Source organism: Limnospira sp. (assembly GCF_051859755.1).
Taxonomy (GTDB): Bacteria; Cyanobacteriota; Cyanobacteriia; order Cyanobacteriales; family Microcoleaceae; genus Limnospira; species Limnospira fusiformis.
The window spans coordinates 25420-36818 of sequence record NZ_JBIMLI010000002.1; the positions used below are offsets into that span (position 1 = coordinate 25420).

Here is an 11399-nt window from a genome sequence, read left to right on the forward strand (position 1 = left end):
ATTAACAGCAGAACCCGGAGGGCGGGTTTATTAATATCCTGGTGGGGTGAGAGAATTAACAGCAGAACCCGCCCCTACAATTATTAATTATTAATTATTAATTATTAATTATTTATGTTGTATGATGGAAGTACAGAGTTTACAAAAGTTCACAATATGACCGCAACCCAACCGTCTGTTACTGTCCGTAGTTGTTTGGAACCTCTCGATTGGACCTGGAAAAGTCACCAAATCCGCTATACAGTCCAGGGAACAGGCCAACCCCTGATTTTAGTCCATGGGTTTGGGGCTTCTATTGGTCATTGGCGACAAAATATCCCCGTTTTAGCCGCTGGAGGATATCGGGTCTTTGCCTTAGATTTATTGGGTTTTGGGGCTTCTGGGAAACCAGCCGTTGATTATAGTTTGGACCTATGGGAAGAATTGCTGCGGGATTTCTGGAGTGAACAAGTGGGAGAACCTGCTGTTTTTGTCGGTAACTCCATTGGGGCGCTGCTGAGTTTAATGATGGCGGTAAATTACCCGGATATTTGCCGGGGGGCAGTCCTGTTAAACTGCGCGGGAGGCTTGAATCATCGCCCGGAAGAGTTGAATTTTCCCCTACGGGTGGTCATGGGAACATTTACTAAGCTAGTCGCTTCCCCGGCTATTGGGCCGTTTGTGTTTAACCAAGTCCGCCAAAAACACCGCATCCGCAACACCCTCCGCCAAGTCTACGGAAACCGAGACGCAATCACAGATGAGTTGGTGGATTTACTCTATCAACCCTCTAATGATGTGGGCGCACAACAGGTTTTTGCTTCCATTTTAACCGCCCCGGCTGGCCCTCGCCCTTCGGAACTTTTGCCGAAATTACAGCGTCCTTTATTAGTAATCTGGGGGGAAAATGACCCCTGGACTCCGATTAAGGGTGCTGATATTTATCGGGATTTAGCGACAACTGGTGCATCGGTTGAGTTTGTTTCTATTCCCGAAACTGGCCACTGTCCCCACGATGAACGGCCAACTGTGGTTAATCCTCTGATTCTTAATTGGTTGGACAACCTGGGTGGGTCGCTTTAGGGTCAGAATTTATCGAAGGTGGGGACTGACCCCCCCTATTCGCTGCTGAATGGGTCTAAGCAAACATCCATTGCTAACGGTGTGGGGAACTATAAAAATTACCTATTTGGCAAGGGTTTTGGGCATTCATCAAAATTTTTTTTGATAAAAGTGTTGACAAAACTATGGGGGTTGGCTAGAGTTACAATCGTGTGAGGAGCGAACCAGTTGGGACACCGAGACGAAACACGGCCAGTCGTCGGTGTCCTTTCTGAAAAAAGAATAGTAATGTCTGCTAAATATGCTTCATTCTTATGTGGTGTGTGAGTGAAATGGGGCGATCGCTTTAATGGTCGCTCCCATAATCTCCGCTTTTAATTAAGAGTGCCATATATGGGCTTTGTCTGATGAAATTTTGATTGCAGATATGTGTCTGGCTGCTTAGATTTGAGTAAAAAGGATATAGAATTGTGGTTGTGATGGTAAACTGCCATGTGAGAGTTGGTATTTGCACCTAGTAAATATTCGGGTGAAATTGTGAGCGGTAGTTGAATGTCTGAGTATTTTGCGACGGTGGCTCATGGGTTGGAATCGGTGGCGGCTAATGAGTTGGAAAGTTTGGGCGCGAGACAGGTAAAGCCGGACTTTGCGGGGGTGAGTTTTAGTGGCGATCGCCACTTGCTTTATAAGGTGAATCTATGGTCGAGAACTATTTTTAGGGTTTTGGTTCCCATAGCGAAATTTCCCTGTCCGAATGGCGATCGCCTTTATAAGGAAGTCCAGAAAATAGACTGGGAAGAATATATTAAACCCCATCAGACTTTATCGGTTCACTGTACGGGTAAAAATAGACAGTTAAATCATACCCATTTTACGGCTTTACAGGTGAAAAATGCGATCGTTGACCAACAGCGAGACAAGTTTAGTCAGCGGTCAACGGTGGATATTTTGGATGCTGATCTACACATAAATCTGCATATTAACGGTAATCATGGCATCCTCAGCCTAGATAGTTCTGGTCCTAGTCTACATCGGCGGGGATATCGTCCGGCGGTGGGAAAAGCACCCCTTAAAGAAAGTCTGGCCGCGGGGTTATTGGACTTAGCACAATGGCAAGGCGATCGCCCGTTTTTAGACCCTTTGTGCGGTTCTGGTACTCTCCCCCTAGAAGCGACTTTAAAAGCCCTCAACGTCGCGCCAGGGCTATTTCGTGAAACATTTGCTTTGATGAAGTGGTCGGATTTTGATGAGTCTCTGTGGAAGCAGTTGGTCTGGGAGGCCCAAGCTAGTTGTCGGGAAGATTTGAAGATCTCTATCGGGGGATGCGATCGCGATTCAGAAGCGATCGCCCAAGCCAATTATAATGCCAAAAAGTGCGGCGTAGATAGTCATATTAGCTTATGGGAGGCATACCTATCAGAGGTGGAACCCACCGGGGATAATGGTTTAATTGTCTGCAACCCTCCCTATGGGGAACGTTTAGGAAATGTGGAGGAGTTGGGAGACTTATATCAGCAACTTGGGGATATTCTCAAACAACGCTTTAAGGGGTGGACGGCGTTTATCTTTACCGGAAACAAAGCCCTATCAAAGCGCATTGGATTAAGAACTTCCCAACGTATACCCCTATACAATGGGGCCCTACCCTGCACTTTACTCAAGTATGAGTTATACTAACAGCCCCCAAAGGTCAAGAAACCCGGTTTCTCAACACGGTGGGGCGAGTTTATTCATTAAGTCGTGGGGATGGAGAATTGACAACAGAACCCGCCCCTACCATTATTAATTAATTATCGCCGGGTTTCTCCCCCAAAGGTCAAGAAACCCGGTTTCTCAAAGAAACCCGGTTTCTCAACACGGTGGGGCGAGTTTATTCATTAAGTCGTGGGGATGGAGAATTGACAACAGAACCCGCCCCTACCATTATTAATTATTAATTGACTGGAATTTCAATGATAAATTCTGCTTTAACTTTGAGAAGAATGGGATGATTTAATATATCTCCCTGTTGTTCTACCACCAGTTCAATGGTACGGACTTGATCAATACCACCGGGAGCAGTTCCCCCACTCAGAGTTTGCAGAACTCCTATTTTTATAGGTTCTCCTGGGTTAATGGTAACGCAAGCGATCGCATCTGTGCATTCAAAAGGTGTCTCCTGAGTACAACCACTCAGTCAGGTAGCCACGGAAAGGGAAAGTGACAGTAAAGGTAGTTTAAACTTCAACATAATGGGAAATAGTTGAGAGTTGATTGTTTACAGTCGATGAATTACAAGGGGATACCTAATTAATTATCTTCATTGTAACTCCTAGATATGAAACTATGGGGAAATTCTTTTTTTAAGGCAGCTAAAACCGGACATGGTCTTTGTTTATCCTGGTTTTCTGGTCTGCGCCAATAAGAAGGGGCCCGTTGGGCGGCGGACATCCATAACAGCCGTTTGGCTCTAGTCATGGCTACATAAAGTAAGCGATATTCCTCAGCAGTTTTTAGGTATTTTGCCTGTTCCCAAGCCGTGGTTATATCCGGTAATTGCTGGGAATTATGGAGGTTAGCGCGAATTTGGGCGCGAGCGACTTCCGATAGGGTAAAATCCCCTAAAAATCTGATTTGGGGATTAACTCGCAGGTTGCCGGGGATAATTTTTTCATGTAAAAATGGCAGAAATACATAATCCCAGTCTAGTCCTTTGGCTTTGTGCATGGTGATAATTGTTACCTGACCGGGACGGGTAAAAATACTATCATCTGAATTTTCTTCCTCTTCTATGGTCTCAAATCTTTCGGAACTAACCATTTCATCCAAAGCCGTTAACATTGCCGATAAGGATTGATTTCCTGCGGTCTTCTGAGAAATTTTAGTGGCGAGTTTATCGGCGCTGGCGAGTTCGCTTTTTTCGTATTGTAAAGCGAGGGCGAGAAATGCAATTAATTCATAAGCGGGAAGTTCGACACGGGCTTTAATTAGGTTACAGCAAAGTTGACGACAGCGGCTGACTGTTTCTGGCTGAGGAGGTGAGAGAGGACTGGGATATAAAAATTGTTCTGGCTGTGCTGCTAGTATGTTAAAATCTTGGTTGGGAATACGATGGCGATCGCTTAATACTTTGAGAGCAGCCTTCAAATATTCGGGAGAATGGGGACGGTGTATAAATTGCAGTAAGTGCAACATTTCCCTAGGAATATGAGACTGACGAGTGCTTTCATAAGCATCAAATATGGTAATTGGATAATCACTAAAGTTAACCTCTAGGTCATATTCTTGGGGTTGACGCAGTGCATTAGCGATAAATTCTCCTTGGCGATGTTCTCGGACTAAAATTGCAAAACTTCCCTCCTTGTGTTGCTGAAAAATGGATATAATTCGCTTAACAATGAGGTTAACTGTATCATAAATATTTTCCGGCTCATATATTTCTAATCCTTTTCCTGTGGGATTAGGGTTGGCGTTTTCTTGTGGGTCATCCGGGTCAACCGGGCGAATTTCCTGTTCTCTAAACGGAAGTTCATTTGGCTGAGAAACTTTATGATTTACCCACTTTAATACAAAGTTAGCCGCTGCAATAATAATCTGATTACTACGTCCCGCCCTATCCATGGTGGCTAACCTTTCCAAGGCTTCGCAGTTTTCACAAAATTGACGAAAATACACCGGGTCGGCGGGGGTAAATGTTGAGTTAATCGCTTGATTTGGGTCTCCCACTCGCACTAAGTTTAAGTTATCCAAATCTGAGTTATTACTACTATCCTGGGCTAAAATTTCTATGAGTTTATTTTGCAATGGTGTCGAGTCTTGGGCTTCGTCCTCAAACACCGCAAAAACTCGCTGTTGCCAACGGAGACGGATTGGGGGATTTTCCAAGACTCGCAACGCCCCTAAAATCATTTCCTCATAATCCAAAAATGGCTGCTTTTGTAACAGTTGTTGATAGTTATAATATAACCCAGCCGCTATGTTCATGATTTCGTAATCGTCCGGGATTTTTTGCCCTAAACTTCGCAACTGGTCGGGAGTTAAACCAGAGCTTTTGGCTTCCTGAATAACTTTCCAGGCTAACTCTGGTAAAACTTCGGTACGCAAAACCGATCGCCGCCGCAATTTTTCGGTTTCTTCCGAGTCAAATTGACATCCCTCGATTAGGGTTTCGTACAGGCGGGGATTATGGGTTATCCACTGTTCCACACAGGCGCGGATTAGGCGGTGGCTGGAAGTGGGAACTACTAAGGTGAAGTTGTCTAGGTCTAAGCCTGATAATTCCGGGTGACTGGTCGCAATGTATAGCGCTAGTCCGTGGAGGGTATTCACCACGAAGCCGACGGGGGGAATGGATAGGTTGTTCAGGTGTTGGCGAATTTTGGCGCGGATATTACTGGCGGCGGCGCGGGTGAAGGTGACAACGATTAATTGGCGTTGGGGGTTGAGTTGATGACGGGCGATCGCTAAAGCTGCCGCCGCGGCCATTCCCGTCGATTTTCCCGCACCAGGAACCGCCGAAACCGCCAAGGGTCCCCCTTTCCATTTACCCATCGCATCCTGTCCCGGACGTAGGCTAGACTCTATGCTATCAAGGGCTTTTTGTCTTTCTCGCCTGCTGATTTCTGCTGTCTCCGAGTCGAGGTTATAGCTTGAGTCCCACAGGTTCCACCCGCTATCAGGGGACGGGTTTAATTGGTCTTCGGTATCTTTAGTCACAGACCGCGCCCATTTTATCGTATGATTTCCAGTTTAGCAGATTTGGGGATTTTTAGCAAGTGATTGGCTAAATTTTCCCGAAAAACCAAGTAATTAATCTGGGTTTTTTTAATCCTGAATTAATTGCCTAATTTTCGGCATACTAGAGACTATACCTTCTCCTCGGTCATTAAATATGGGATTATCATTTACTCCCCAAGTTCCCGTAGCTTCTAGGGAGTACAGGGTTCCTAACAAACGAGCGCCATTTTGGTCAATATTAGTATTTTCCGCCTGGGGATATACTGGCTTCCAGAGATTGATAATATAACGACAATAGGCGGCGACTAAACGACAGGATAAAGCATCATCAAGAAGCGATCGCACAATGGCTACAGGTCTCGGATAATCATCTAATAATTCACTATAGACTAATTCCGCCGTTTTGGGTTTAAATTGAGCCACCCCAATAGACCAGTTAGCCCAATAAACTAACCGAGGGAAAATTCTGGCAATAATTTCTTCCCAATCATCTTTAAAACCTCGCCGTTGTAATTCATCTAAAATAATCCCTCCCACAATTTCGGGAGAAATCGCAAACTCAGCGGCGGCACTATGAATATGATGGCGCAGTTTATGAATGATTATCTCTTTTTTAGACCAGCTAGAAATTGAAACCATGGCTTGATATTTACTCGCGAAAATTTGATAAATTTGTTAATGCCTGTATTAACATTTAATCAGCCTGTTAATTGCTGAAGTCCTGACCATAATGCAAACGTTCGGCTTCTACCTCCTCCCACATTTGTTGACGTAGCACAACTGGTGCAATTATTTCTCCCTGGGGTCGCCAGTCTCGCAGTCGCATCACTATGTTAATATCACCGACCCTCACCCATGCTTGATAGTAGGCATCATCAGGAGAACGTTGCCGCAAAATTTTCTGGATAAGTTGTCTTTCTTCCCTATTATTAATCTGGGTTTCAACGGAGCTAAATAATTCCGAATAAGGGATTTTTTGAAAAGTTGAATGTCTCACAGTATCATCCACATAATTACTAGCAAAGTCTACAGGAAAGCGCATAATCAATAGAGCTTTAGGTAGATAAAAATTAAACCCCCAGGCTTCCTCTAGTTGTTCTTCAATCCATCCAGGATTAGGAAGTGTACCAGTTTCGTGCTGTTTTTTGAGCAGTTGAGGAACTGCTGGATCATCCCAGGATAAAATCCTCAATTGGGGAGACATAATGCGATCGAGTCGATAATTATGCCAAGTAATTTCACCCCAAGGATCAACTCCATAAGCACTTAGATATTTAGCGCGTCTAGCATAGTGTAAACACACAGGATACACTGTAACTAAAGCCACCCGGTTTTCCCTTGCCACCCAGGTTTTAAATTGAATTATGCCACCATCATGATTATACCATAAGGATTCAATTTGTTGTTGCCAATCATCGACTTTTTCTTGAATTTCCGAGGATAGAATATAGTCAAAATGCAGAAATATCCGCCGATTTTGCTCGATCAAATAGTCAGATGAGTTAGGCGTTGAGTTAGTCAATTCCTCCCACAATGTATTAATGGCGATGTCAATATCTGGCTGTACAAAAGCCACTGATTCTAATATATGGATAAGATGCGATTTTTGGCTAGAAGATAGTTGCTCAAAGTGGCGGTTAGACTGAGGGGCTATAGGTGGCTTTGGTAACTGTTGGGGAGGGAAAGAATAATAGCCTTGGCGGGTTCTATGCTTTAACCATCCCTGGGATGCTAACAGGGTTAAATCGTCTCGTAATGAACGGTGAACGGTAGCAAAAGGACAGTCATCTAGGTGAGTTTGAATTTCCGCGACAGATAAGCCTGTGCGTTGGGATGTTTCAGTTACCCATTCACTCAAACTTTGAGGTAAGTTACTATGGCTTAATATGGTACTAAGTGACTGATGACATAAACATTTGGGGTCAGAACAATTTACGGTTAATTCTTGGGCTGATAAAGTTTCGCCTTTGCTATGACTGAGAGAAAATAGACGATCGCGTAATTGGCTATAACGAAATGGCTGGGATAGAGATTGAACCCAGTTAAATTGTCCTCCATAAAGGCGATCGAGTATTAACCACATTCTGACTGATCTATGTAACCGACTAGGAAACTGTCCCTGACTCAACCATTGCAAAATCGCGGGAGTAGGTGGATAAGTAAACATACTAATTAGTTGTAGAAGTACCCTCTTCAATTGCTATGCCATAATACTCTACAATATTTGTAGCTTAATTTGTCGGTTAAAAAAAATGCCCCAGTCTGCTGAACCAGCGATTAAATTAACTTTAAGTCAATCCCGGTCTGTACAAGGGTTAAGTTATCAGATTCTGTCTATTGAATTGGTAACTAAAGACCGCCTAATCTCCCCGGAAGATTTGAGAGACCAGAATTTACCTGCCCACATTGACTATAAAGGTGGTATAGTTATTTCCGGGCGTGGTCCGATCTGGCTTTATGGCTATCTAATTCATGAACTACACCCGGCTGCTTGGGTGGCTTGCTACGATCCGCGCTTAGGTGCGGTGGTAGTTGCCACCCACTCCCGCCAAACTCAGGTCGGACAGGTTTTATCTATCGATGTACAGGAAAATTTACCCCCGCGTTTGTGTCCAGCCATGATGATTGTAGGACCACCTGACAGCGGTAAATCTGTCCTGTCCCACGCACTATTCCGCACCCTATTAACTGAGTATTCTGACATATATTTACAGAGGGCTCACTGGGATGGTGAAGGTAACTGGATTTTGGAGTTAGGGGAGATGACAAAATCAAGCGATCGCGAAGCCTATAAACTTGCTTATAAAGGTGGGATAACTGATAATTTTTTCCAGCATCATAGTCAAGCTATCCTTAATCTACGTCGTCAAAAAACTTTAGTTGTGGTAGATGTAGGTGGTCAAGTACAGACGGAAAAAGTACCGTTACTAGAAGCCTGTACTCATTATTTAATCATTAGTTCTAAGCCAGAAGAAATTGCCCCGTGGCATGAATTTTGTCGCGATCGCGGTAATCTCAAATGTCTGACGGTTCTGCATAGTTCTTTGGAAATAGAGGAAGTAATCCATAAACGGGAACCTTGGCTAGAAATGACTTGGGGTGTACTGGAACAAGGGGGTATTTGCCAAATTCCCACAGTTTTACTAGAGCAGGTAAAAACACTCCTAAACAAACCGCAGTAAAGTCTACTTTAATTCACCAATTAATCGAAGGTTATCTCATGTATAAAATTTGGTGTAATCATCTAGTATGTTGAGGGGGAAATTTACCTGTTAGGGAGAGTTTCCCCCAGGTGATATGTGATGGTCATGGGTTGACAAATTGGTGATTTGGTGATAGATTTAATCTCATGTCTTGAGAAGAGAGTTAATTGTTAAATTCAGGTTGGATTTATCGGGAAAAAGTCGATCGCCTTAGCGCCGGATTAACTGTCTTGGATTACTATAGCAAGCGATATACCCATTCCAGTAGAAATGAATGGTGCGATCGCATTAATAAGCAGCAGATTTGGTTAGATGGAAAGCCAGCGACAGCAGAAATAGAACTTCAAGCCGGACAGCAACTCGCCTATCATCGACCCCCGTGGAGTGAACCAGATGTTCCCCTATCTTTCCAGGTAATTTATGAGGATGCAGATATTTTAGTAGTTGCTAAACCGTCAGGACTTCCAGTGATACCTGGTGGCGGTTTTTTGGAACATACCCTACTGCGACAATTACAAAGGGAATATCCCCAGGATACACCGATACCAATTCATCGCTTAGGTAGGGGAACATCAGGACTGGTGCTATTGGCGAGGTCTACCTTAGGGCGATCGCATTTAACCCAACAAATGCGCCACCGACAAATTACTAAGGTTTATTTAGCCTTAGCTGAAGGTTGTAGTCCTAGGGATTATTTTAGTATTAATTGTGCGATCGGCAAAATTCCCCATCCGATTATCGGGTATATTTACGGCGCGACAGAAACCGGATTATCCGCCGAAAGTCACTGTCAAGTAATTAAGCGAGACACCGATAAAATGATCGTACAAGTAACCATTCTGACAGGTAGACCCCATCAAATTCGCATTCACCTCGCCGCCGCCGGATTTCCCCTAGTGGGAGATCCTCTTTATACCATTGGCGGAAAGCCACGCATACCCGACCCAACCTCAAACCATCATAGCACATTTCCGGGAGATTGTGGATATTATTTACACGCTTATTCTCTGAGTTTCCAGCATCCTCAAACTGGCGCAAATCTCCATCTAACCGCTACCCCACCCCAGGAATTATCTACCGAATATCCACCTATGTAGATATTTGGGTTTTAATCATTTCACAAAAACTAGCATTTATCCCGTAGGGGCGGGTTCCACAGTCAATTAAATTTCCCAGCGACCATATTGCTAAACCCGCCCCCAGACTCAAATTAATTATCAATTAGGCTTATGAACTTATGAGATGATAATTATTATTATTTGCCAGTTCGTCATCTTTAAGGACATTAATTAAATCAATAAAAGCCTTTTGTCTCGATTCTGGGATATGAAAATCTTTGGCACTTTTCACGGTGACTAAACCCCCTTTACGAGTGACTATTTTCCAATAAGCAGGACTGATATTATTAATGATATAAGGGTGATGGCTGGTCAGAATAAATTGAGATTGTCTATCGGTTAAAATTAACTCCGTGACCTGTTCAATGCAATTAACTCCTAAACTATTCTCAAATTCATCAATCAGAATCACGCCATCATTAGGAGATAAATATAATTCACTGATATACATCAAAGTTTTAAACATTCCTGATGAAATATTATCAATCCATTTGTCTACCCCTTTTTCCTTGATACTAACCATCGTCGCCTCTTGTAATAATCGGGATAATGCCATAGGAATATCCTCATCTTTTAAAGTTTCTACTTTGATATCTTCGACATTATTAAAGATACTGATAAAAGTTGTTTTGATTTTGGCAAACTCTTGGGGAAGTATTCTATAAACAATAGCCAATTTAATAAAAATAGGTAAATCACTTCCTTTAATAACTGACAAAGAGGCATTTTCATGCTTTCTAAATACAGAGACTGGTAATCTCCAGATTTTATCAAAATCACGTGCTGAATCAGTAATTATAATTTTGTCTAGTTCTTGTTTAATTGGAATAATAATATCTTCTTCTTTTAATAATTCTATAACGCTCTCAAAAGGCGATAACTTAGGGGTTTTTGAACCCTGAAAAATTATGTTTTCTGGCGTTCTATTGACAATGATATCTCCATTTAATTGGAGAGTTTCTTCGAGAATTCTAGCCGGGTTTTTTTTCTCAGAATCACTATCAATAAGGGTTAAATTTTCTTTGGTTTCAAATTTACCAGACCACAGATATTGATGATTATCTTTGGTAGAAAAATTAACACTCCAGCTAACGCCATTTAAAGACGCACCATTGGCTATGGCTTTTAAACTATAGATAGATTTTAAGATTCTGGTTTTCCCAGCACCAGACACCCCCACCAGTAGGTTACAATTTTCTAATAAATCTATGGGTGCCAGCCTCCATTGATATTCTTCATCGTAATATTGTAGTTGATTGATTTTCATAGTTTGACGTTATCGGTAAATTATGGCAGCAGCCAATTATAACATAAATCTAGG

8 protein-coding genes are annotated in these 11399 nt (G+C 42.8%); 4 read left to right on the forward strand and 4 right to left on the reverse strand.

All coding sequences use genetic code 11. The features are described from left to right. Nucleotides 1–156: 156 nt before the first annotated feature. Both ACTIE0_RS00600 and ACTIE0_RS00605 read left to right on the forward strand, forming a co-directional pair. The gene (locus ACTIE0_RS00600; RefSeq protein ID WP_046321873.1) at nucleotides 157–1062 is read left to right on the forward strand and encodes an alpha/beta fold hydrolase; all 906 of its coding nucleotides are present in this window, start codon (nucleotides 157–159) and stop codon (nucleotides 1060–1062) included. A 531-nt stretch (nucleotides 1063–1593) separates the two neighbouring features. Continuing rightward, the gene (locus ACTIE0_RS00605; protein ID WP_439516819.1) at nucleotides 1594–2718 is read left to right on the forward strand and encodes a THUMP domain-containing class I SAM-dependent RNA methyltransferase; all 1125 of its coding nucleotides are present in this window, start codon (nucleotides 1594–1596) and stop codon (nucleotides 2716–2718) included. Nucleotides 2719–3330: 612 nt separating this feature from the next. Here ACTIE0_RS00605 and ACTIE0_RS00610 read toward each other — a convergent pair. The 3 genes from ACTIE0_RS00610 to ACTIE0_RS00620 form a co-directional block, all read right to left on the reverse strand. Beyond that, the gene (locus tag ACTIE0_RS00610; protein ID WP_006624312.1) at nucleotides 3331–5736 is read right to left on the reverse strand and encodes an ATP-dependent helicase; all 2406 of its coding nucleotides are present in this window, start codon (nucleotides 5734–5736) and stop codon (nucleotides 3331–3333) included. Nucleotides 5737–5844: 108 nt separating this feature from the next. Next, nucleotides 5845–6396 (reverse strand): hypothetical protein, encoded by a 552-nt coding sequence (locus ACTIE0_RS00615; RefSeq protein WP_006624311.1) that lies wholly within the window; start codon nucleotides 6394–6396, stop codon nucleotides 5845–5847. Between the two features lie 67 nt (nucleotides 6397–6463). Beyond that, nucleotides 6464–7924, reverse strand: coding sequence for a TIGR03985 family CRISPR-associated protein (locus ACTIE0_RS00620; protein ID WP_006668427.1), 1461 nt, complete (start codon nucleotides 7922–7924; stop codon nucleotides 6464–6466). A gap of 85 nt (nucleotides 7925–8009) precedes the next feature. Between ACTIE0_RS00620 and crn3 the strand changes: the two genes are divergently transcribed. Both crn3 and ACTIE0_RS00630 read left to right on the forward strand, forming a co-directional pair. Continuing rightward, entirely contained in the window at nucleotides 8010–8939 is a 930-nt protein-coding gene (gene crn3 / locus ACTIE0_RS00625) for a CRISPR-associated ring nuclease Crn3/Csx3 (protein WP_006624309.1), read from the forward strand. Between the two features lie 188 nt (nucleotides 8940–9127). After that, on the forward strand, nucleotides 9128–10057 hold the full coding sequence (locus tag ACTIE0_RS00630; protein ID WP_006624308.1) for an RluA family pseudouridine synthase: 930 nt from the start codon (nucleotides 9128–9130) through the stop codon (nucleotides 10055–10057). Nucleotides 10058–10187: 130 nt separating this feature from the next. Here the strand turns inward: ACTIE0_RS00630 and ACTIE0_RS00635 are convergent, their stop codons facing one another. Next, nucleotides 10188–11345: an AAA family ATPase gene (locus tag ACTIE0_RS00635; protein WP_006624306.1), complete on the reverse strand. Its 1158-nt coding sequence runs from the start codon at nucleotides 11343–11345 to the stop codon at nucleotides 10188–10190. Nucleotides 11346–11399 lie beyond the last annotated feature (54 nt).

Excerpts from the sequence above, each read along its gene's own strand:
- ACTIE0_RS00620 (WP_006668427.1), bottom strand. The coding sequence starts at position 7,924 with ATGTTTACTTATCCACCTACTCCCGCGATTTTGCAATGGTTGAGTCAG.
- ACTIE0_RS00605 (WP_439516819.1), top strand. The coding sequence starts at position 1,594 with ATGTCTGAGTATTTTGCGACGGTGGCTCATGGGTTGGAATCGGTGGCG.
- crn3 (WP_006624309.1), top strand. The coding sequence starts at position 8,010 with ATGCCCCAGTCTGCTGAACCAGCGATTAAATTAACTTTAAGTCAATCC.
- ACTIE0_RS00615 (WP_006624311.1), bottom strand. The coding sequence starts at position 6,396 with ATGGTTTCAATTTCTAGCTGGTCTAAAAAAGAGATAATCATTCATAAA.
- ACTIE0_RS00600 (WP_046321873.1), top strand. The coding sequence starts at position 157 with ATGACCGCAACCCAACCGTCTGTTACTGTCCGTAGTTGTTTGGAACCT.
- ACTIE0_RS00635 (WP_006624306.1), bottom strand. The coding sequence starts at position 11,345 with ATGAAAATCAATCAACTACAATATTACGATGAAGAATATCAATGGAGG.